General features: G+C 55.8%; 14 protein-coding genes, 2 rRNA genes and 1 pseudogene (1 of these 17 cut by a window edge). 4 read left to right on the plus strand and 13 right to left on the minus strand.

Features of this window, described 5'->3' with window-relative positions; genetic code table 11:
- Nucleotides 1–39: 39 nt before the first annotated feature.
- Nucleotides 40–282, minus strand: coding sequence for an exopolysaccharide production protein YjbE (gene yjbE / locus SK51_RS02670; RefSeq protein ID WP_003860341.1), 243 nt, complete (start codon nucleotides 280–282; stop codon nucleotides 40–42).
- 366 nt (nucleotides 283–648) lie between these two features.
- The gene (pgi, locus tag SK51_RS02675; RefSeq protein WP_022646728.1) at nucleotides 649–2,298 is read right to left on the minus strand and encodes a glucose-6-phosphate isomerase; all 1,650 of its coding nucleotides are present in this window, start codon (nucleotides 2,296–2,298) and stop codon (nucleotides 649–651) included.
- 374 nt (nucleotides 2,299–2,672) lie between these two features.
- Here pgi and lysC point away from each other — a divergent pair, with 374 nt between their 5' ends.
- The 3 genes from lysC to SK51_RS02690 all read left to right on the plus strand — a co-directional run bounded on the left by lysC (nucleotide 2,673) and on the right by SK51_RS02690 (nucleotide 5,383).
- Nucleotides 2,673–4,022 carry a lysine-sensitive aspartokinase 3 gene (gene lysC, locus SK51_RS02680; RefSeq protein ID WP_023305254.1) on the plus strand — a complete coding sequence of 450 codons (1,350 nt, stop codon included), beginning with the start codon at nucleotides 2,673–2,675 and terminating at the stop codon, nucleotides 4,020–4,022.
- A 93-nt stretch (nucleotides 4,023–4,115) separates the two neighbouring features.
- Nucleotides 4,116–5,060 carry a ketopantoate/pantoate/pantothenate transporter PanS gene (gene panS / locus SK51_RS02685; RefSeq protein WP_023295757.1) on the plus strand — a complete coding sequence of 315 codons (945 nt, stop codon included), beginning with the start codon at nucleotides 4,116–4,118 and terminating at the stop codon, nucleotides 5,058–5,060.
- 50 nt (nucleotides 5,061–5,110) lie between these two features.
- Complete coding sequence (locus SK51_RS02690) at nucleotides 5,111–5,383, plus strand: YjbD family protein (protein WP_017382612.1); 273 nt, start codon at nucleotides 5,111–5,113, stop codon at nucleotides 5,381–5,383.
- On the opposite strand, the gene rluF is transcribed toward SK51_RS02690, so the two are convergent.
- The 5 genes and pseudogenes from rluF to metH form a co-directional block, all read right to left on the minus strand.
- On the minus strand, nucleotides 5,384–6,256 hold the full coding sequence (rluF, locus tag SK51_RS02695; RefSeq protein ID WP_022646725.1) for a 23S rRNA pseudouridine(2604) synthase RluF: 873 nt from the start codon (nucleotides 6,254–6,256) through the stop codon (nucleotides 5,384–5,386). It abuts the gene before it with no gap.
- 54 nt (nucleotides 6,257–6,310) lie between these two features.
- Complete coding sequence (locus SK51_RS02700; protein WP_022646724.1) at nucleotides 6,311–6,484, minus strand: CcdB family protein; 174 nt, start codon at nucleotides 6,482–6,484, stop codon at nucleotides 6,311–6,313.
- A pseudogene (locus SK51_RS02705) lies at nucleotides 6,484–6,776 on the minus strand (type II toxin-antitoxin system CcdA family antitoxin). Before SK51_RS02705 ends, SK51_RS02700 begins: the two are co-directional and overlap by 1 nt.
- A gap of 95 nt (nucleotides 6,777–6,871) precedes the next feature.
- Nucleotides 6,872–8,503 carry a Na/Pi cotransporter family protein gene (locus SK51_RS02710; protein WP_022646722.1) on the minus strand — a complete coding sequence of 544 codons (1,632 nt, stop codon included), beginning with the start codon at nucleotides 8,501–8,503 and terminating at the stop codon, nucleotides 6,872–6,874.
- Nucleotides 8,504–8,619: 116 nt separating this feature from the next.
- Nucleotides 8,620–12,303, minus strand: a complete 3,684-nt coding sequence (metH, locus tag SK51_RS02715; RefSeq protein WP_023299082.1) for a methionine synthase — start codon at nucleotides 12,301–12,303, stop codon at nucleotides 8,620–8,622.
- 193 nt (nucleotides 12,304–12,496) lie between these two features.
- Between metH and iclR the strand changes: the two genes are divergently transcribed.
- Complete coding sequence (iclR, locus tag SK51_RS02720; protein WP_022646720.1) at nucleotides 12,497–13,324, plus strand: glyoxylate bypass operon transcriptional repressor IclR; 828 nt, start codon at nucleotides 12,497–12,499, stop codon at nucleotides 13,322–13,324.
- Nucleotides 13,325–13,830: 506 nt separating this feature from the next.
- Here iclR and aceK read toward each other — a convergent pair.
- From aceK to SK51_RS25825, 6 genes are all read right to left on the minus strand, one after another.
- Nucleotides 13,831–15,570, minus strand: a complete 1,740-nt coding sequence (aceK, locus tag SK51_RS02725; RefSeq protein ID WP_022646719.1) for a bifunctional isocitrate dehydrogenase kinase/phosphatase — start codon at nucleotides 15,568–15,570, stop codon at nucleotides 13,831–13,833.
- 51 nt (nucleotides 15,571–15,621) lie between these two features.
- Nucleotides 15,622–16,926: an isocitrate lyase gene (gene aceA / locus SK51_RS02730; RefSeq protein WP_023305251.1), complete on the minus strand. Its 1,305-nt coding sequence runs from the start codon at nucleotides 16,924–16,926 to the stop codon at nucleotides 15,622–15,624.
- Between the two features lie 31 nt (nucleotides 16,927–16,957).
- Nucleotides 16,958–18,559 carry a malate synthase A gene (aceB, locus tag SK51_RS02735; protein WP_023305250.1) on the minus strand — a complete coding sequence of 534 codons (1,602 nt, stop codon included), beginning with the start codon at nucleotides 18,557–18,559 and terminating at the stop codon, nucleotides 16,958–16,960.
- 270 nt (nucleotides 18,560–18,829) lie between these two features.
- The gene (gene metA / locus SK51_RS02740) at nucleotides 18,830–19,759 is read right to left on the minus strand and encodes a homoserine O-acetyltransferase MetA (protein ID WP_022646716.1); all 930 of its coding nucleotides are present in this window, start codon (nucleotides 19,757–19,759) and stop codon (nucleotides 18,830–18,832) included.
- Between the two features lie 218 nt (nucleotides 19,760–19,977).
- Nucleotides 19,978–20,093 (minus strand): 5S ribosomal RNA (gene rrf, locus SK51_RS02745).
- Nucleotides 20,094–20,162: 69 nt separating this feature from the next.
- Nucleotides 20,163–22,922: ribosomal RNA gene (locus SK51_RS25825) — 23S ribosomal RNA — on the minus strand (it continues 791 nt past the right edge of the window).

The raw sequence follows: 22,922 nt of genomic DNA on the forward strand, positions 1-22,922 counted from the left end.
AACCACACCGAAGTGTGGTTATGATTAAAACACCCGGTATTACTGGGTGCTGGTCGTCGTAGTGGTCGTGGTTCCGGTATTGGAGCCATCACCGCCACCGGTTGCCGCCAGCGCGACACCCACGGCTGAACTTACGGCGCTGGTGCTGGCTGCGGTAGAACTCCCCGCAGACGCAGACGTCGCTGCCGACCCTGCTGCTTCCCCGACCTGGACCGGAGCTGCATAGACAGACGTCGCCGCAAGCGCAGATATGGCAAAAATGCCATACAGTACTTTCTTCATAACAATTTCCCTTCAATGAATGAATGGAGATTTGCCCGAAAAGAAATTCAGGCGGATTCGAGTATACACAACTAAAGCAGTGGGTTTACCGTGGGGGTAAATAGGGATGAGGTTTTCAGACTAATGGTTAAAAATGAAAAGAAAAAAGAATTATTGAAATAGATAACCATTCATTATCAAACAGTTATAATATAAACCCATTAAAGTATCACTCCGTATTTTCTTAAAATAACCCTCAGCAATTAACGGGGTAACCGTGTTTTTCGGATTAAACTCAGATTCAGAATTTGAGATAACTAACAGACATCAGGAATTATCCGATAAAAAAATGCCGGCATATCGCCGGCATTGTTCATGACATATTTATTACGCACGCCATGCTTTATAACGGTTAATCAGACCATTGGTGGAGCTGTCGTGGCTGTCGATTGCTTTATCGTCACCCAGCTCTGGCAGAATGCGGTTTGCCAGCTGTTTGCCCAGCTCAACGCCCCACTGGTCAAAGGTGAAGATGTTCAGAATAGCGCCCTGAGTGAAGATCTTGTGCTCGTAGAGGGCAATCAGCGCGCCCAGGCTGAACGGCGTAATTTCACGCAGCAGAATGGAGTTAGTTGGACGGTTGCCTTCGAACACTTTGAACGGCACAACGTGTTCCAGCGTAGCCGGATCTTTACCCTGGTCACGGTACTCCTGCTCAACCACCTCGCGGGATTTACCGAACGCCAGCGCTTCGGTCTGGGCGAAGAAGTTAGACAGCAGCTTCGGATGGTGGTCGGACAGCGGGTTGTGCGTAATCGCCGGGGCGATGAAATCGCACGGTACCATTTTGGTGCCCTGATGGATCAGCTGGTAGAACGCGTGCTGACCGTTGGTGCCCGGCTCGCCCCAGATGATTGGGCCAGTCTGATAATCCACCGCGTTACCGTTACGGTCAACGTATTTACCGTTGGATTCCATGTTGCCCTGCTGGAAGTAGGCCGCAAAGCGGTGCATATACTGGTCGTACGGGAGAATCGCTTCGGTTTCAGCGCCGAAGAAGTTGTTGTACCAGATCCCAATCAGCGCCAGCAGCACTGGCAGGTTTTTCTCAGGCGCGGTGGTGGAGAAGTGTTTGTCCATCGCGTGCGCGCCGGAGAGCAGCTCAACGAAGTTGTCGAAGCCGACGGACAGGATGATGGACAGACCGATCGCAGACCACAGTGAGTAGCGGCCACCTACCCAGTCCCAGAATTCAAACATGTTCGCAGTATCAATACCGAACTCACCCACCGCTTTACCGTTGGTGGACAGCGCCGCGAAGTGTTTCGCCACGTGCTTTTCGTCGCCCGCGGTTTTCAGGAACCAGTCGCGCGCGCTGTGGGCGTTGGTCATGGTTTCCTGAGTGGTGAAGGTTTTAGACGCCACCAGGAACAGCGTGGTTTCCGGGTTCACCTTTTTCAGCACTTCAGCGATGTGAGTCCCATCGACGTTGGACACGAAGTGCATGTTGAGATGGTTTTTGTACGGGCGCAGCGCCTCGGTCACCATAAACGGGCCGAGGTCAGAGCCGCCGATACCGATGTTTACGACGTCGGTGATCGCTTTGCCGGTGTAGCCTTTCCACTGACCTGAGATGATCGCTTCAGAGAAGGTTTTCATCTTTTCCAGCACCGCGTTCACTTCCGGCATCACATCTTTGCCGTCAACGATAATTGGAGTATTGCTACGGTTGCGCAGCGCCACGTGCAGCACGGCACGGTCTTCGGTGCGGTTGATCTTCTCACCGGAGAACATGGATTTGATGGCATCTGCCAGCTCAGTCTCTTTCGCCAGATCTTGCAGCTTCGCCAGCGTCTCTTCGGTGATACGGTTCTTGGAGAAATCCACCAGCATCAGGTCATCGAAGGTGGCGGAAAACTTGCTGAAACGATCGGCATCTTTCGCGAACAGATCCGCGATAGTGACGTCTTTCATTTCATCAAAATGTTTCTGTAGTGCCTGCCATGCAGCGGTCTGCGTTGGGTTGATGTTTTTCATAGCAATACTCTTCTGATTTGAGAATTGTGACTGCGGTCGATTGTAGCGCCTGCAAATAAAAATTGTGATGGTTTTTATGCCATTGCCCTGGTCTGCATCAAACGCAGGTGAAAAGACCCGAAAAGTATAGCTGCTGTCGCGCCCTTCCGGCGTGGCGAAATGTTGGTCAAAAAGGGGTAAAAAGGAGCATAAAATATGGGCCTGTTATAAGTCCTGTTTCTGAGGGGTACCCCCCCATGAAAAATCCGCATAATCCCAGCATTGACAGGACCTCCCCCGCATTTTATTTATAGGGCCGTATTTTGCGCCTGCACCTGTTCTCGCTTCATTCTTGTGCCAAGGTCGCTCTATTCATTCCCTGACACGAGGTTGTTATGACGAGTTTTGTGGTCGCCAAGTTTGGCGGCACCAGTGTGGCAGACTACGCTGCCATGAACCGCAGCGCCGATGTGGTGCTGGCCGATGCGAATACCCGCCTGGTGGTGCTCTCCGCCTCAGCCGGCGTGACGAACCTGCTGGTTTCTTTGTCTGAAGGACTGGAAGCGACCGAGCGTTTCGTGAAGCTGGATGCACTGCGCAAAATTCAGTTCGACATCCTTGAGCGTCTGCAAAACCCGAACGTCATTCGTGAGGAAGTGGAACGCCTGCTGGAAAATATCACTACCCTGGCAGAAGCCGCTTCACTGGCAACCTCTACCGCCCTAACCGATGAACTGGTCAGCCACGGCGAACTGATGTCCACCCTGCTGTTCGTTGAGATCATGCGCGAGCGCAATATTCAGGCGCAGTGGTTCGACGTGCGTAAAGTAATGCGCACCAGCGACCGCTTTGGCCGCGCCGAGCCGGACGTTGAAGCTTTGGCAGAGCTCACTAACCAGCAGCTTGCCCCGCGTCTGGATGAAGGCATAGTGATCACCCAGGGCTTTATCGGCAGCGAAGCCAAAGGGCGCACAACCACGCTGGGCCGTGGCGGCAGCGACTATACCGCCGCCCTGCTGGGTGAAGCCCTGCATGCCACCCGCGTGGATATCTGGACGGACGTGCCGGGCATTTACACCACCGACCCGCGCGTGGTCTCTGCGGCAAAACGCATTGACGTGATCGCCTTTGAAGAAGCGGCTGAAATGGCCACCTTCGGCGCGAAAGTGCTGCATCCGGCCACGCTGCTGCCCGCCGTGCGCAGCGACATTCCGGTCTTCGTTGGCTCCAGTAAAGATCCAAAGGCGGGCGGGACGCTGGTCTGCAAGAAAACCGAGAACCCGCCGCTGTTCCGCGCGCTGGCCCTGCGTCGTAAGCAGACGCTGGTTACCCTGCACAGCCATAATATGCTGCACTCCCGCGGATTCCTGGCGGAAGTGTTTGGCATCCTGGCGCGCCACAATATCTCCGTGGACCTGATCACCACGTCAGAAGTCAGCATTGCGCTGACGCTCGACACCACCGGCTCCACCTCTACCGGCGACACCCTGCTGACGCAGTCGCTGCTGATTGAGCTTTCCGAGCTGTGCCGCGTGGAGGTGGAAGAAGATCTGGCGCTGGTTGCCATCATCGGTAATAAGCTGTCGCGCGCGTGCGGCGTGGGCAAAGAGGTGTTCGGCGTGCTCGACCCGTTCAGCATCCGCATGATTTGCTACGGCGCGTCCAGCTACAACCTCTGCTTCCTGGTCCCTGCCGATCAGGCCGAGCAGGTTGTGCAGAAACTTCATCAGAATTTGTTTGAATAAAATTCGTTAGCACGATAAACATTATCCATAAGCCGGGCACAGACCCGGCTTTTTTATAACAAAACAACACGACAATACTGCAAGGAATTCACTATGCTCTCCGCTATCACCCGGCTGTTCCCGTTATGGGCGCTGCTGCTCTCCGTACTCGCGTATTACACTCCCACCACGTTCACGGGCATTGGTCCGTGGGTCACCACGCTACTGATGCTGATTATGTTCGGCATGGGCGTGCATCTAAAAATTGACGATTTCAAACGCGTGCTGTCTCGCCCGGCACCGGTTGCCGCAGGGATTTTCCTGCACTACCTGGTGATGCCGCTCGCGGCCTGGCTGCTGGCGATGGCCTTTAAGATGCCGCCCGACCTTTCCGCCGGGATGGTGCTGGTGGGGAGCGTCGCCAGCGGCACGGCATCTAACGTCATGATCTATCTGGCGAAAGGCGACGTGGCGCTCTCCGTCACTATCTCTTCCGTTTCCACGCTGGTGGGCGTGATTGCCACGCCGCTGTTAACCCGCCTGTACGTGGACGCGCATATCCAGGTGGATGTGATGGGCATGCTGCTCAGCATTCTGCAAATCGTGGTGATCCCGATTGCGCTGGGACTGGTGATCCACCATCTCTTCCCGCGGGTGGTGAAAGCGGTTGAGCCGTATCTGCCCGCGTTTTCGATGGTCTGCATTCTTGCCATTATCAGCGCCGTGGTAGCCGGTTCCGCATCGCACATTGCTTCGGTGGGCTTTGTAGTGATCGTCGCGGTTGTGCTGCATAACACCATTGGTCTGCTGGGCGGATACTGGGGCGGAAAGCTGTTTGGTTTCGACGAATCCACCTGCCGCACGCTGGCGATCGAAGTGGGGATGCAGAACTCTGGCCTGGCGGCGGCGCTGGGTAAAATTTACTTCTCACCGCTGGCGGCGCTACCGGGAGCGCTGTTCTCCGTCTGGCACAACCTGTCCGGTTCGCTGTTAGCAGGGTACTGGTCCGGTAAGCCGATTGATGACCAACCGAAAAAAGATGCGGTGAAACAGGGTTAATTGACCCGGCTTGCTTTACACTGAAGCCTCCCCATCAGGAGGCTTCAGCAATGGCTACACCACGTTTGACCCAGAAAGACATGACCGAAGCCGAGCAGCGCGAACTTAAAACGCTTCTCGACCGCGCCCGCATCGCGCATGGCCGCACGCTGACGAACGCCGAAACCAATCAGGTTAAAAAAGAGTACATCGATAAGCTGATGGCGCAACGTGATGCCGCGGCGAAAAAAGCCCGCAAGCTGAAAAAAGAGCAGGCGTATAAACCCGACGCAGAGGCGACTTTTTCCTGGTCCGCCAGCACATCAACCCGTGGAAGGCGCTAATCAGCGCCCTTTCTTTTTGCGCCCCGGCTGGGTAAAGCGTTTTCCGTTGCCCGGCTTGCCTCGCCCTTTCTCTTCCGCCTGCGGTGCCTTCACCACCGGACGCTTAATTGCCTGCGTTTTCGGTTTGGCTTTAGCTTTCGGCTTCGCTTCGGACGAGGAGTTCTCGATAAGTTTGAACAGCTCGATCAGCTCATCATCCGTTAAGTCACGCCACTCGCCCAGCGGGATGCCGGACAGGCTGACGTTCATGATGCGCGTGCGTTCCAGCTTCGTCACTTCATAACCGAAGTACTCGCACATGCGGCGGATCTGGCGGTTCAGGCCCTGAACCAGCGTGATGCGGAACGCGAACGGTGCTTCTTTTTTGACTTTACACTTCTTCGTCACGGTGCCCAGAATCGGCACGCCAGCGCCCATTCCGCGGATAAACTCGTCCGTCACCGGCTTGTTCACCGTCACGATGTACTCTTTCTCGTGGTCGTTACCGGCACGCAGAATTTTGTTGACCAGATCGCCGTGGTTGGTGAGGAAAATCAGCCCCTGAGAGTCTTTATCCAGACGGCCAATCGGGAAAATGCGGCTGCTGTGGTTCACGAAATCAACAATGTTGTCCCGCTCGCCATCTTCCGTGGTGCTGACAATCCCAACCGGTTTGTTCAACGCGATAAACACCAGGTCTTCGGCATCACGCGGTTCGATGACCTGACCATTCACTTTCACCACATCGCCAGGTACCACCTGATCGCCAATGGTGGCGCGTTTGCCGTTAAGAAACACGTTACCCTGTTCAATGTAACGGTCAGCCTCGCGACGTGAGCAGATCCCGCTCTCGCTAATGTATTTGTTTAATCGGGTTGATTGAGTTGGCAGCATAGTTTCTCCTGTGAAGGGCGAAATATACCTTACCTTGCGCCTGACAAAAAAGTCCTAGTAACCGCTGATCAGAAAATCGAGTGCATCCCGCAATGAAGCACTGCTGTTAGTAAGATCGGCAACGCGTTCACCTAACTCTTTTAGCGATATGCCTGCCATCATGTGCATCATCACCACGCAGGGTTTTCCCGCGACCTCAACGGCGGGAGCGACCAGTACATGCTTCATCAGAACGACCTCTGAAAGTCACTAAAGGAGCCGTTTTCATCAACCCACTGGTTAATGGCGTCAATAGAAGCTTTATTTTCTTCAAGCCACTCTGCGCGCCGATGTTCACGAAATTGCTCCTGCAAAGCCGCCGTTAGCACGGCAGAAAGGTTAAGTTTAAGCCTTCGCGCCTCTTCAAGGATGTCCTGCGACAGGGAAACATTCACTGATTTTTTAATACTATTAGCACCGCGCATGAGAACCCCATTGGAATGCGCATGAACTGGCGAAGTGTAGCGTAATAAATGAGCACTTCCTATTCCCTTAAAAATGCAAGGGTTGAAGAATAAATTGCTCTTTATGGGGAGTCACGCCTCACAAAACCGTTTTGCGAGGCGCTTTCAGAGATTAATACTCATCCCGCTCATCGTCTTCATCCGGCTGCTCCATCACGCTGTATGCCACCGCACAGAATAACGAGTTAAGACGCTTCATATCGCCCAGCAGCCCCAGGTGGAGCGAGCTGGTTTCGATACTCTGCACGTTCTGCTGGTGCAGACGCTCAACGTGGGCGTGCGAGTAGCGCCGGTTGAGGATGCGGAAACGGTGCTTGTTGCGGCGCAGGCGGCGCGCGCTCGGCACGTCGCTGGAGAAGAAGACCGACATCGCCAGCTTCAGGTTGCTGACCAGCTGTTCGTGGAGCGCTTCCAGCTCCTTCAGCCCTTCGACAGAAAACGCCCGACGTGCGGCCAGGGATTTGTCTGCGATTTCACTGCCCATACGCTCGACAATATCCGAAGCCTGCTCCAGGTTAAGCGACATCTCAATGATTTCCGCCCAGCGGCGCGACTCCTCTTCCGCCAGCTCGTCCTGTGGGATCCGCGCCAGATAGAGCTTGATGGCGGTATACAGCACGTTGATATCGTCCGCCAGCCTGCGCAGCTCTTTTTCTTCGCGCGGCTCGCCGTGCATCACCTTTTGCAACCCTTCCAGCATGGTTTCCATCGCGTCACCCATGCGCAGCGTTTCGCGGGCGGCATTCGCGATGGCCAGCGCGGGCGTGTCCAGCACCGAGGTGTCCAGATGCTTCGGTTTAAGGCGCGCGTCCAGCTCCGGTTCATCACGAATTAGCCGCTCGCAGAAGCGGGCCATCGGCGCGGCAAACGGCACCATCGCCAGACAGCGTACCAGGTTGTAGAAGACGTGAAAGTAGATCACCAGCTCCGCTTTCGGCAGAGAGAGGTTGTCCATCAGGTTCGCCAGCGGGTGCACAAACGGCAGAATGATCAGGCTACCCACCAGCTTGAAGAGCAAACTCCCCAGTGCCACCCGGCGGGCGGCAGCATTGGCTGCGCTGTTGTTGAGCATCGCCAGCAGGCCAGAGCCAAGATTCGCACCGATGACCAGGCATAGCGCCACCGGGAAAGAGATCGCGCCCGCAGCGGTTAGCGTGGCCGTCAGCAACACGGCCGCCAGGCTGGAGTAGCTGACAATGGCAAACACCGCGCCGATCAGCGCATCCAGCATAATATCGCCGGTTAACGAGGCGAAAATGACCTGCACACCGTTGGCCTGGGTAATCGGCGTAACTGCCTGCACAATCAGCTCCAGCGCTAGCAGGATCAGCCCGAGGCCAATACCGACGCGGCCAAGCTGCCCGGCACGGCTTTGCTTACGGCCGAGGAAGAAAATGACGCCAATAAAAATCAGCAGCGGCGACAGCCAGGAGAGATCGAAGGTCAGGATACGTGCCATCAGCGCGGTACCGACGTCGGCGCCAAGGACAATCACCAGCGCCGGGGCGAGCGCCACTAGATCCTGCGCCACGAACGAGGTGACGAGCATAGTGGTGGCGTTGCTGCTTTGCACCAGCGCCGTGACGCCAATACCCGCACAGAAGGCGAGCGGCTTCTTCTCAACGCTGCCGCTGAGAACGGTACGTAAACGTGCGCCAAACACGCGCATCACGCCGGTACGAACGATATGGGTGCCCCATACCAGCAGTGCGACTGCGGAGAGCAGGTGTAACAACGTCAACACAGTGGGTTTTCCTCCTTATCGTTATTCATTTTCCTTAGGTTCAGTATAAGGGTTTAAACGTAAGAAAGAGACAAGGCACCATAGCGGTGCCCTGTTTGTTGTAAGGAAAAGTGACGTTAGTCTGCGTCGTAGCCTAAATTCGGCGCCAGCCAGCGTTCCACCTCAGACACGCTCATGCCTTTTCGCAGGGCGTAGTCTTCAATCTGATCCCGCTGAAGCTGTGCCACGGCGAAGTACTTGCTGTCCGGGTGGCTGAAATACCAGCCGGAAACGGACGCGCCCGGCCACATGGCGAACGACTCGGTAAGTTTCATGCCGGTATGCGCTTCCACGTCGAGCAGTTTCCAGATAGTGCCCTTCTCGGTGTGTTCCGGGCAGGCCGGATACCCCGGCGCCGGACGAATGCCCTGGTAGTTTTCGCGGATCAGCTCCTCGTTGCTGAGATTCTCATTCGCCGCGTAGCCCCAGTGCACCTTACGTACGCGCTCATGCAGATACTCGGCAAAGGCTTCCGCCAGGCGATCGGCAATCGCTTTCACCATGATTTTGTTGTAATCATCGTGCTGTGCGTCGTACGCGTCCGCCAGCGCGTCTTCTTCCAGACCGCCGGTCACCGCAAAGGCGCCGATATAGTCGGCTTTACCGGAGAGTTTCGGTGCGACGAAATCCGCCAGGCAGTAGTTGGCAAAGCCCACTTTCTCGGTTTGCTGGCGCAGATGGTGGCTCACGGCCAGCACATGGGTGCGGGTTTCATCGCGGTAAATTTCGACATCGTCGCCCACGCGGTTCGCCGGGAACAGCCCCACCACGCCGCGCGGGTTGAGGGCTTTCTCTGCGCTCAGTCTGTCGAGCATATCGTTGGCATCTTTAAACAGGCGTTTCGCCTCTTCGCCTACTACCTCATCTTCAAGAATGCGCGGATATTTGCCCGCCAGCGACCAGGTCATGAAGAACGGCGTCCAGTCGATGTAGTTACGCAGCGTTTCGATGCTGGCCGTCACCTCCTGCACGCCCAGACGGTGCGCGACCGGCGGCGTATAGCTGGACCAGTCGAACGCCAGATCGTTATCGCGTGCCGCCTGAAGCGAAACCGGCGGCGTGCGCGGTTTCTTACGTCCATGCTGAATGCGGACGGTTTCATACTCTTTGCGGGTGCGGGCGACAAAGTCATCGCGCTGGGTGTCAGACAGCAGCGCGGAGACCACGCCCACGGTGCGCGAGGCGTTTTGGACATACACCGTCGGCCCACTGTAGTTCTGCTCGATTTTCACTGCGGTGTGGGCTTTCGAGGTGGTTGCCCCGCCAATCAGCAGTGGAATAGTGAAGCCCTGGCGCTCCATCTCTTTTGCCACGTTGACCATTTCGTCCAGCGACGGCGTAATCAGCCCGGAAAGACCAATCAGATCCGCATTCACTTCGCGAGCGGTCCTGAGGATTTTATCCGCCGGGACCATCACGCCAAGATCGATAATTTCGTAGTTATTGCATTGCAGTACCACGCCGACAATGTTTTTGCCGATGTCGTGTACGTCGCCCTTCACGGTGGCAATGACCATCTTACCGTTACTGGAGCCCTTCTCTTTGCTGGCTTCGATAAACGGCTCAAGATAAGCCACGGCCTGCTTCATGACGCGGGCGGATTTCACCACCTGCGGCAGGAACATTTTGCCCTCGCCGAACAGATCGCCGACCACGTTCATGCCGTCCATCAGCGGCCCTTCGATCACTTCAATCGGACGGGCTGCCTGCTGACGCGCTTCCTCGGTATCCTGCTCAATGAACTCAGTAATGCCTTTTACCAGCGAGTATTCCAGACGCTTTCTCACATCCCAGGAACGCCATTCGGCCTGCTGAACGTTGGCTGATTCGTCAGCTTTACTGCCGCGGTATTTTTCCGCCAGATCCAGCATGCGTTCGGTGGCGTCGTCGCGACGGTTGAGGATCACATCTTCTACTGCGTCGCGTAGTTCTGCGGGCAGGTCGTCGTAAATCGCCAGCTGTCCGGCGTTAACGATCCCCATGTCCATCCCGTTGCGGATGGCATAGTAGAGGAACACGGCGTGGATGGCCTCACGCACCGGGTCGTTGCCGCGGAACGAGAACGAGACGTTCGACACGCCGCCGGAAATTAGCGCATGCGGTAGCTCGCGTTTGATGTCTTCACACGCGCCGATAAAGTCCTGGGCGTAGTTGTTGTGCTCTTCAATGCCGGTTGCGACAGCAAAGATGTTCGGGTCGAAAATAATGTCTTCCGGCGGGAAGCCCACCTCTTCGGTCAGAATTTTGTACGCCCGGCGGCAAATCTCAATTTTGCGCTCGCGGGTATCGGCCTGGCCCACTTCATCGAAGGCCATCACCACCACGGCGGCCCCGTAGCGACGCACCAGCTTCGCGTGGTGGATAAAGGTATCGACGCCCTCTTTCATTGAGATGGAGTTAACGATGCCTTTGCCCTGAATGCACTTCAGCCCCTTTTCGATGACGTCCCATTTGGAGGAGTCAATCATGATCGGCACGCGGGCGATATCCGGCTCACCGGCAATCAGGTTGAGGAAACGCACCATCGCCGCTTCGGCGTCGAGCATCCCCTCGTCCATGTTGATATCGATAATCTGCGCGCCGCTCTCCACCTGCTGGCGGGCAACGTCCAGCGCTTCGCTGTACTTCTCTTCTTTGATCAGGCGCTTGAACTTCGCAGAACCGGTGACGTTGGTACGTTCACCCACGTTCACAAACAGGCTGTCGTCACCGATGGTCAACGGCTCAAGGCCGGACAGACGGCAGGCTACCGGAAGCTCGGGTAACTTGCGCGGTGCAAGCCCGGCGACGGCGCGGCTCATGGCGGCGATGTGCTCCGGCGTGGTGCCGCAGCAGCCGCCGACGATGTTGAGGAAGCCAGATTCGGCCCACTCGCGTATTTGCGCCGCCATGGTATCGGCATCCAGATCGTACTCACCGAATGCATTCGGCAGACCGGCGTTCGGGTGGGCGGTGACGTAGCACTCTGCGATGCGCGAAAGCTCCTGCACGTACTGGCGCAGCTCGTCCGGCCCCAGCGCGCAGTTCAGGCCGAAGGAGAGCGCTTCGGCATGGCGCAGAGAGTTATAAAACGCTTCGGTTGTCTGGCCGGAAAGCGTGCGCCCCGAGGCATCGGTGATGGTGCCGGAAATCATGATCGGCAGGTCAACACCCAGCGCCTCGAACTCCTCTTTCACCGCGTAAATTGCGGCTTTGGCGTTGAGTGTGTCGAATACGGTTTCAATCAGGATCAGGTCGGAACCGCCTTCCACCAGCGCTTTAGTGGACTCACGATACGCGGCCACCAGTTGGTCAAAGGTGATATTGCGGAAGGCTGGATCGTTCACGTCCGGAGAAATCGACGCGGTGCGGTTGGTCGGGCCCAGCACCCCGGCAACATAGCGCGGTTTGTCCGGCGTGCGGGCCGTCCACTCGTCGGCGCAGGCGCGCGCCAGTTTCGCCGCTTCAAAGTTGATCTCCGCCGACAGGGATTCCATCTGGTAATCCGCCATGGCGATGGTTGTCGAGTTGAAGGTGTTGGTTTCTACAATATCCGCACCCGCTTCGAAGTAGGCGTTATGGATATCCCTGATGACAGAGGGTTTGCTCAACACCAGCAGGTCATTGTTTCCTTTCAGGTCACAAGGCCAGTCGGCAAAGCGCTCGCCGCGGAAATCGTCTTCACTCAGACGATAGCCCTGGATCATGGTGCCCATGCCGCCGTCCAGCACCAGAATTCGTTCATTTAACTGCGCACGCAGTTGCTCTACTTTGCTGCTCACACTTGCTCCCGACAACGTTCAACATGGCCAAAAGGCTGCGTTCCATACTGGCATAATCTCTAAGGGTCGAAAAGTCACACAGCGGTAACATGAGACATGTTCACTATCACTCCTCCGATCAGTCAGGAAAGCGGTTGCAAAACCACCAAATAAAACGAAAATGATTTCCACGATACAGAAAAAGGAGTTCGTCATGGTTACGACCGTTCCCGCTAAACGCGGCAGAAAACCTGCTGCAACCACCGCTGCACAACCTGGCGGACAGGTTCAATCCCTGACGCGCGGCCTGAAGCTGCTGGAATGGATAGCCGAATCGCATGGTAGCGTGGCCCTGACGGAGCTGGCGCAGCAGGCGGGACTGCCGAACTCCACCACTCACCGCCTGTTAACCACCATGCAGCAGCTGGGCTTCGTGCGTCAGGTGGGCGAGCTGGGACACTGGGCGGTGGGCGCACATGCGTTTATTGTCGGCAGCAGCTTCCTGCAAAGCCGCAACCTGCTGGCGATTGTCCACCCGATTCTGCGCAAGCTGATGGAGGAGTCCGGCGAGACGGTAAACCTGGCCGTGCTGGATCAGAGCGATCATCAGGCGATTATCATCGACCAGGTGCAGTGTACGCAGCTGATGCGCATGTCCGCACCGATTGGCGGCAAGCTGCCGATGCATGCCTCTGGCGCAGGGAAAGCGTTTCTCTCGCAGCTTAGCGAAGAGCAGGTGACGGGTCTGCTGCACCGTAAAGGTCTGCACGCCTACACCCACGCCACCCTGGTGTCGCCGGTGCATCTGAAAGAAGATCTGGCTCTGACCCGCAAGCGCGGCTATTCGTTTGATGACGAAGAACATGCCCTCGGGCTGCGCTGCCTCGCGTCCTGTATTTTCGACGAACACCGCGAGCCGTTTGCCGCCATCTCCATCTCCGGGCCGATTTCACGTATGACCGACGACCGCGTCACCGAGCTGGGTGCGCTGGTGATTAAGGCCGCAAAAGAGGTGACGCTGGCGTATGGTGGGATTCGCTAGGATTGAGGGCGGTCTGGTGCCCTCACCCCGGCCCTCTCCCACAGGGCTGAGGGTTCCCCACAAATTAATGCGAGCACTGAGCAATCCCCTCGCCCCTCCGGGGAGAGGGTTAGGGTGAGGGGAACATACGGCGGTGGTGGTCATTCCGTTCACTTTATGTTCCTTGCTACTCTGTAACGACATGACCGGTGAACGTGCCAGGGTGGCTCAGTCGCCACCACCCTGGCGACCCGGGCTCCCGGCGGAAAATCGCCGCTTCGCGGTGCCCTCGGCTTATTCCTTCCGGCTTATCGGGTACGGGCGGAGGCAACGTCCCTGTAAAGCCGCCCTCTCGGCGCATCCCTGCGCCTCGCCCCGGCCGGAAGGCAAACGCCTCAGCGATTTACAGCCGGACCAGGGCATCGCTGACAGCCCTCAGTCATTTAGAAAGCAACTTTATTGCTTCTGCATAAAAAAATTACTGGGGATCCCTCAGCCCACAGGGAGAGGGAGAAAACATGATGCCCTTACCCTGCGGGAGAGGGAGAAAAGCGGATGCAAAACCGCTGCTTGCGGCGGTAAGCGTAGACATCTTCCACGTGCCCGTTTTTGATCCGCGCTTGCAGCCCGCGCCAGTAGCTGGCGCGGAACAGATCGGCATGCATCTCTTCAAATAACGGCCCGATGCGTGGGTCCGCACACAGCCAGTGGCGAAACTCCTCCGGAAACACATCGCCCGGCGAGACGCTGTACCACGGCTCGCTGGACAGTTCATCTTCCGGGTAGCGCGGCGGCGGGATATCGCGGAAGTTCACCTCGGTCATGTAGCAAATTTCATCGTAATCGTAGAACACCACCCGCCCGTGACGGGTGACGCCGAAGTTTTTAAACAGCATATCCCCGGGGAAAATATTGGCAGCGGCGAGCTGGCGGATGGCGTTGCCGTACTCTTCGATGGCATCACGTAAAGCCTGGCCCTCTGACTGTTCCAGCCAGATATTTAGCGGCACCATACGGCGCTCAATGTAGAGATGGCTGATCGCAATCTTATCGCCAAGATCGGTAATTTTCGTCGGCGCTTCCTGCATGAGCAGCGTCATTAGCGCCGGATCGATCTGCTGCTTATCCAGCACAAAGTTTTCAAACTCCTGGGTATCGGCCATTCGCCCGACGCGATCGTGCTCTTTTACCAGCTGATAGCAGGCACGGACGTGGGCTGCGGTCATCTCTTTCTGCGGGGCGAATTTATCCTTAATCACCTTAAACACCCGATCAAAGCCCGGCAGCGTGAAGACCAGCATCACCATGCCGCGGATACCCGGCGCTTCGATAAACTGCTCATCAGCCGTGGTGACATAACGCAGGTATTCCCGATAACTCTCCGTTTTGGCATGCTTCTGACAGCCAATCGCCATATACAGCTCGGCGGTGGTTTTGCCCGGCAGGATCTCGCGCAGCCACTCCACCAGGGCGGCGGGCAGCGGGGCGTAGACCATGAAATAGGAGCGGGCGAAGCCAAATACGATACTCGCCTCAGCGCTGGTAGTCAGGCAGGTATCGACAAACAGTTCGCCGTCGTCGGTACGGTGAATGGGCAGCAGAAACGGCACGATGGCTGTCGGCGTAACCAGTTTGCCCACCAGCCAGGCGGCCTTATTGCGGTAGAAAAGCTCGTTGGCAACCTGCAAATGGCTGCGGCTGAGCACCGCCTCGCCGAAGGTTTCACTGAGATACGCGTGGATATAGCCGATATCCCGGGGTTTATTCTGCCACGGCAGGCGCAGCGGCAAATCCGTTAAGACGCGGTGCAGGAGCTTTTCCCAGCCGCGATCGGGAAAGAAATCTTTCGCCAGCGGACGCGGAATGGTACGGAAGCGTCGCTCGGGCTGGGAGCTGAAGATAAATAACCGCTCAGGAGATAATGAGCGGTGGTCAAATAACCGGCAATAGACGGAGTTGAAAAAGCTCTCCGCAATCTCGAAGCGCGGGTAGTCGGGTAACAGATGGGTGTAATGCTCTTTCACGCGCAGTAAAAATTCCGCATCCGGGCTTTTACCGTCGGTGATACAGCGCAGTTGTTCCACCACCAGACCTACGTGGTGATCATAGAGATGGATACGCTGCTTCATGGCCTGCTGAACCGCATGCCAGTCGGCGTGCTCAAAACGCTGTTGCGCGCCGGATGTGACTTCCAGAAAGCGGCCATACTGGGCATCGAAGCCCTGCAAAATAGTTTGGGCTATCAGTAATTCCAGACCACGCGACATATATTCCCCCTCACCCCAACCCTCTCCCCGAGGGGGGAGAGGGGGAAAAGATTAGAACTGTGCTTCTTCCGTCGAGCCCGTTAATGCCGTGACGGAGGAGGCCCCGCCCTGAATAATCGTGGTCACATTATCGAAATAGCCGGTTCCCACCTCCTGCTGGTGCGAAACGAAGGTGTAACCCTCTTTGCCCGCCGCAAATTCTGGCTGCTGTACCTTCTCAACATAGTGCTTCATGCCTTCGCCCTGTGCGTAGGCATGCGCCAGGTCGAACATGTTGAACCACATGCTGTGGATACCCGCCAGGGTGATGAACTGGTACTTGTAGCCCATATCCGACAGCTGCTGCTGGAAGCTGGCGATGGTCGTGTCGTCCAGATTTTTTTGCCAGTTGAAGGACGGTGAACAGTTATAGGCCAGCAGCTTGCCCGGATATTTCGCATGAATCGCATCGGCAAAGCGCTTCGCCAGCGCCAGATCCGGCGTGGAGGTTTCACACCAGACCAGGTCGGCGTAAGGGGCATACGCCAGGCCGCGGCTGATCGCCTGTTCAATACCGGCATGCGTGCGATAGAACCCTTCGCTGGTGCGTTCGCCGGTGATGAATTCGCTGTCGTACGGGTCGCAGTCAGAGGTGATCAGGTCCGCTGCGTCCGCATCGGTACGAGCAATGACCAGCGTCGGCACGCCGAGCACGTCAGCAGCCAGACGCGCGGCAACCAGCTTCTGGATCGCTTCCTGAGTTGGCACCAGCACTTTCCCGCCCATATGCCCACACTTCTTCACCGACGCCAGCTGATCTTCAAAGTGTACGGCCGCTGCACCGGCCTCAATCATCGATTTCATCAGCTCAAAGGCGTTCAGCACACCGCCGAAACCGGCTTCCGCATCGGCGACGATCGGCAGGAAATAATCAGTAAAGCGCGGATCGTGGGGCTCGATGCCCGCCGCCCACTGGATCTGATCCGCACGGCGGAAGGTATTGTTGATCCGATCTACCACTGACGGCACCGAGTTCGCCGGATAAAGAGATTGATCCGGATACATGCTGGAGGCCAGGTTAGCATCCGCCGCGACCTGCCAGCCGGAAAGATAGATAGCTTCAATGCCGGCCTTCGCCTGCTGCAATGCCTGACCGCCAGTCAGTGCGCCGAGGCTGTTGATATAACCTTTTTTAGACCCCCCGTGCAGCAGATCCCACATTTTCGCCGCGCCGTTCTGCGCCAGCGTACACTCCGGGTTAACCGAGCCGCGTAACTTCACCACTTCCTCTGCGCTGTACGGACGGCGAATGCCTTCCCAGCGCGGTTGGGTCCACTCTTTTTGTAACTCTTCGATCTGTTGGGTACGGGTTTTCATGTGCAGATGCTCCATATTGTTATGTGGTGAATTACGCCAGGAAGCGGTAGCCCGGCAGGGTCAGGAAGTCGATTAAGTCATCAGAGGTGGTGATTTGCTCCATCAGGCGCGCAGCGTCATTAAAACGCCCGCTGCTGAAGCGGTGCTCGCCCAGTTCGTCCTGGATGACCCGCATCTCTTCGGCCAGCATCTGACGGAACAGGGCTTTGGTGACCGGTTTGCCGTTGCTGAGCGTTTTTTGATGATGGATCCACTGCCAGATGGAGGTACGTGAAATTTCCGCCGTGGCGGCATCTTCCATCAGGCCGTAGATCGGCACGCAGCCGTTGCCGGAGATCCATGCCTCGATGTACTGCACGGCGACGCGAATATTGGCGCGCATGCCCTCTTCCGTACGCTCGCCCGCACACGGCGAGAGCAACTGTTCTTCTGCGATTGGCGCATCGTCTTCACGGGTGACAAACAGCTGGTTTTTGTTATCGCCGAGTACGCGGTTGAAGACCTCCATCGCCGTGTCGGCCAGACCGGGGTGGGCAATCCACGTCCCGTCGTGGCCGTTACGGGCTTCCAGCTCTTTATCGGCTTTCACCTTGTTGAGCACCTGGTTGTTACGCTCTGCGTCTTTGCTCGGGATAAACGCCGCCATGCCGCCCATCGCAAAGGCGCCGCGTTTGTGGCAGGTCTTAATCAGCAGGCGCGAGTAGGCGCTGAGGAACGGTTTATCCATGGTCACAACCTGACGATCCGGCAATACCCGGTCGGCATGGTTTTTCAGGGTTTTGATGTAGCTGAAGATGTAATCCCAGCGGCCGCAGTTCAGGCCCACAATATGGTCACGCAGCGCATGGAGGATCTCATGCATCTGGAATACGGCTGGCAGGGTTTCAATCAGCAGCGTAGCCTTAATGGTGCCGCGCGGCAGGCTGAAACGGTCTTCTGCGTAGCTGAAGACTTCACTCCACCACGCCGCTTCCTGCCAGGACTGGGTTTTCGGCAGATAGAAATAGGGGCCGCTGCCTTTCGCCAGCAGGTTCTTATGGTTGTGGAAGAAGTACAGCGCAAAGTCGAACAGGCTGCCCGGAATGGCTTCTCCGCGCCAGGTGACGTGTTTTTCAGGCAAATGCAGACCGCGTACGCGGCAGATCAGCACCGCCGGATTCGGTTTGAGCTGGTAAATTTTACCGGCTTCGTTGGTATAGCTGATGGTGCCGTTGACGGCGTCGCGCAGGTTGATCTGCCCGTCGATAACTTTCTGCCAGTCCGGCGCGAGGGAATCTTCGAAGTCCGCCATAAATACTTTGACGTTGGCATTCATGGCGTTAATCACCATTTTGCGCTCTACCGGGCCGGTGATCTCTACGCGACGATCCTGTAAATCTTCAGGGATTCCGCGAATTTTCCATTCACCATGACGAATGGAAGCGGTTTCCGAAATAAACCCTGGCAACTTGCCGTTATCGATCTCCTGCTGTTGATGAATGCGTGCCGCCAGCAGTTTATTACGCTGTGGCGTAAAGCGAGTCACCAGTTCAGTCAGAAACTCTACCGCTTCTGCCGTCAAAACTTGCTGTTCTTGCTCGCCATTCGGCTGGGTAAAGGTCAGTCCATCGACCGTTGTTGCCTGTTGAGTCATCGTTCTGCTCCTCATCAAAGATCCAAAATCACGCCCCCGATGCGAGCGAAAGATCGTTGTGTAGTTTTCGCTCAGCAGAATTAAGACTATCTATAATTTTTCCAAAATCAAAAACAATTTCCATTTTAATTCATATCCAATCACAACTGTATGATTAATATGGGATTAAAGTTTTTCACGATGTTGAGTTGGTTTTCGGAAATAAAAAAGGCACCCGAAGGTGCCTGATGTGAATAGCTGAAACGCTTTAGGATCGTTTAATGCAGACGATTACTCCAGCGTCGGATTCATGTGGCGCAGATCGTACGGCGTAATCTGGTAGACGTAATAGTTGAGCCAGTTAGTGAACAGCAGATTTCCGTGACTACGCCAGGTTGCCCGAGGCGTGTTTTGCGGATCGTTTTTCGGGAAATAGTTGTACGGGACATCCGGATTCAGACCCGCTTCAACGTCACGAAAATACTCTGACGCGAGGGTATGCGGATCGTACTCAGGATGGCCGGTAACGAACGCGATGCGTTTGTCTTTACTGGCGAACAGGTAGGCATCGCCGTCTTCCGTTTCGGCCAGGATTTCCAGGTCGGTATAATCGCGGATCAGCTGTGCCGGAAAATCGGCGTAGCGAGAATGCGGAGCCAGGAAAGTGTCATCGAAACCACGCGTCAGCAGCGCATGCGGGTGAAGAATGTGGTGTTCGTATACGCCAGAAAGTTTGTCGCTGCGGGTTTGCTTGGGAATACCATACAGGATATTCAATGCGGCCTGTACCGCCCAACAGACAAATAAGGTGGACGTGACGTGATCTTTTGCCCACTCCAGCACCTGCCTGATTTGTGGCCAGTAGGCAACGTCATTAAATTCCACCAGACCCAGCGGTGCGCCGGTGACGATCAGTCCATCGAAATTCTCATCGCGAATATCTTCAAAATTACAGTAGAAGTTATTCAGATGCTCAGCAGGCGTGTTGCGTGACTCACGGGCGTCAATGCGCAGCAGCTGGATATCAACCTGAAGCGGAGAGTTGGAGAGCAAACGCAGGAACTGGTTCTCCGTTTCGATCTTTTTTGGCATCAGATTGAGAATAAGCACCTTCAGCGGGCGAATTTCCTGACCTGTCGCACGCGAAGCCGTCATGACGAAGACATTCTCTTCACGCAAGAAATTGACGGCTGGTAGCTCGTCCTGCACCCGAATCGGCATAACCTTAAATCCTCACAACATACGTATAAACGTTTAGACATCCAGACAGCTAACGATACCCAGAAACGGGCTTAATGTCGAGTCTGCAAGCGAAAGGTGAGAAAGTTTCAAGGAGGGAAAGCATGTAGGGCGGGTAAGGTGGGGCCACCACCCGACTTTTCAGAACGCACAAAGCAAAAAACCCCGCACCTTCCGGTACGGGGTTCTTTCTGTTTGATGCCTGGCAGTTCCCTACTCTCACATGGGGAGACCCCACACTACCATCGGCGCTACGGCGTTTCACTTCTGAGTTCGGCATGGGGTCAGGTGGGACCACCGCGCTAAAGCCGCCAGGCAAATTCTGTTAATCTGTATCAGGCTGAAAATCGTGTCTGTCTCTTCGCCAAAACAGCTTCGGCGTTGTAAGGTTAAGCCTCACGGTTCATTAGTATCGGTTAGCTCAACGCATCGCTGCGCTTACACACCCGACCTATCAACGTCGTCGTCTTCAACGTTCCTTCAGGAGACTCAAGGTCTCAGGGAGAACTCATCTCGGGGCAAGTTTCGTGCTTAGATGCTTTCAGCACTTATCTCTTCCGCATTTAGCTACCGGGCAGTGCCATTGGCATGACAACCCGAACACCAGTGATGCGTCCACTCCGGTCCTCTCGTACTAGGAGCAGCCCCCCTCAATTCTCCAGCGCCCACGGCAGATAGGGACCGAACTGTCTCACGACGTTCTAAACCCAGCTCGCGTACCACTTTAAATGGCGAACAGCCATACCCTTGGGACCTACTTCAGCCCCAGGATGTGATGAGCCGACATCGAGGTGCCAAACACCGCCGTCGATATGAACTCTTGGGCGGTATCAGCCTGTTATCCCCGGAGTACCTTTTATCCGTTGAGCGATGGCCCTTCCATTCAGAACCACCGGATCACTATGACCTGCTTTCGCACCTGCTCGCGCCGTCACGCTCGCAGTCAAGCTGGCTTATGCCATTGCACTAACCTCCTGATGTCCGACCAGGATTAGCCAACCTTCGTGCTCCTCCGTTACTCTTTGGGAGGAGACCGCCCCAGTCAAACTACCCACCAGACACTGTCCGCAACCCGGATTACGGGTCTACGTTAGAACACCAGCCATTAAAGGGTGGTATTTCAAGGTTGGCTCCACGCAGACTGGCGTCCACGCTTCAAAGCCTCCCACCTATCCTACACATCAAGGACCAGTGTTCAGTGTCAAGCTATAGTAAAGGTTCACGGGGTCTTTCCGTCTTGCCGCGGGTACACTGCATCTTCACAGCGAGTTCAATTTCACTGAGTCTCGGGTGGAGACAGCCTGGCCATCATTACGCCATTCGTGCAGGTCGGAACTTACCCGACAAGGAATTTCGCTACCTTAGGACCGTTATAGTTACGGCCGCCGTTTACCGGGGCTTCGATCAAGAGCTTCGCGTTGCCGCTAACCCCATCAATTAACCTTCCGGCACCGGGCAGGCGTCACACCGTATACGTCCACTTTCGTGTTTGCACAGTGCTGTGTTTTTAATAAACAGTTGCAGCCAGCTGGTATCTTCGACTGATTTCAGCTCCGTCCGCAGGGACTTCACCTACACATCAGCGTGCCTTCTCCCGAAGTTACGGCACCATTTTGCCTAGTTCCTTCACCCGAGTTCTCTCAAGCGCCTTGGTATTCTCTACCTGACCACCTGTGTCGGTTTGGGGTACGATTTCGTGTTACCTGATGCTTAGAGGCTTTTCCTGGAAGCAGGGCATTTATCACTTCAGCACCGTAGTGCCTCGTCATCACACCTCAGCGTTAACAAGGTACCGGATTTACCTGGAACCTCCGCCTACATGCTTAAACCGGGACAACCGTCGCCCGGCTGACATAGCCTTCTCCGTCCCCCCTTCGCAGTAACACCAAGTACAGGAATATTAACCTGTTTCCCATCGACTACGCCTTTCGGCCTCGCCTTAGGGGTCGACTCACCCTGCCCCGATTAACGTTGGACAGGAACCCTTGGTCTTCCGGCGAGCGGGCTTTTCACCCGCTTTATCGTTACTTATGTCAGCATTCGCACTTCTGATACCTCCAGCATGCCTCACAGCACACCTTCAACGGCTTACAGAACGCTCCCCTACCCAACAACACATAGTGTCGCTGCCGCAGCTTCGGTGCATGGTTTAGCCCCGTTACATCTTCCGCGCAGGCCGACTCGACCAGTGAGCTATTACGCTTTCTTTAAATGATGGCTGCTTCTAAGCCAACATCCTGGCTGTCTGTGCCTTCCCACATCGTTTCCCACTTAACCATGACTTTGGGACCTTAGCTGGCGGTCTGGGTTGTTTCCCTCTTCACGACGGACGTTAGCACCCGCCGTGTGTCTCCCGTGATAACATTCTTCGGTATTCGTAGTTTGCATCGGGTTGGTAAGCCGGGATGGCCCCCTAGCCGAAACAGTGCTCTACCCCCGAAGATGAGTTCACGAGGCGCTACCTAAATAGCTTTCGGGGAGAACCAGCTATCTCCCGGTTTGATTGGCCTTTCACCCCCAGCCACAGGTCATCCGCTAATTTTTCAACATTAGTCGGTTCGGTCCTCCAGTTAGTGTTACCCAACCTTCAACCTGCCCATGGCTAGATCACCGGGTTTCGGGTCTATACCCTGCAACTTAACGCCCAGTTAAGACTCGGTTTCCCTTCGGCTCCCCTATACGGTTAACCTTGCTACAGAATATAAGTCGCTGACCCATTATACAAAAGGTACGCAGTCACCCCATAAAGAGGCTCCCACTGCTTGTACGTACACGGTTTCAGGTTCTTTTTCACTCCCCTCGCCGGGGTTCTTTTCGCCTTTCCCTCACGGTACTGGTTCACTATCGGTCAGTCAGGAGTATTTAGCCTTGGAGGATGGTCCCCCCATATTCAGACAGGATACCACGTGTCCCGCCCTACTCTTCGAGTTCACAGCAAGTGTGCTTTCGTGTACGGGACTATCACCCTGTACCGTCGGACTTTCCAGACCGTTCCACTAACACACAAGCTGATTCAGACTCCGGGCTGCTCCCCGTTCGCTCGCCGCTACTGGGGGAATCTCGGTTGATTTCTTTTCCTCGGGGTACTTAGATGTTTCAGTTCCCCCGGTTCGCCTCGTTAACCTATGTATTCAGTTAACGATAG

Origin of the sequence: Enterobacter sp. MGH85 (assembly GCF_001037655.1) — a bacterium.
In the GTDB taxonomy this organism is placed as follows: Bacteria; Pseudomonadota; Gammaproteobacteria; order Enterobacterales; family Enterobacteriaceae; genus Enterobacter; species Enterobacter intestinihominis.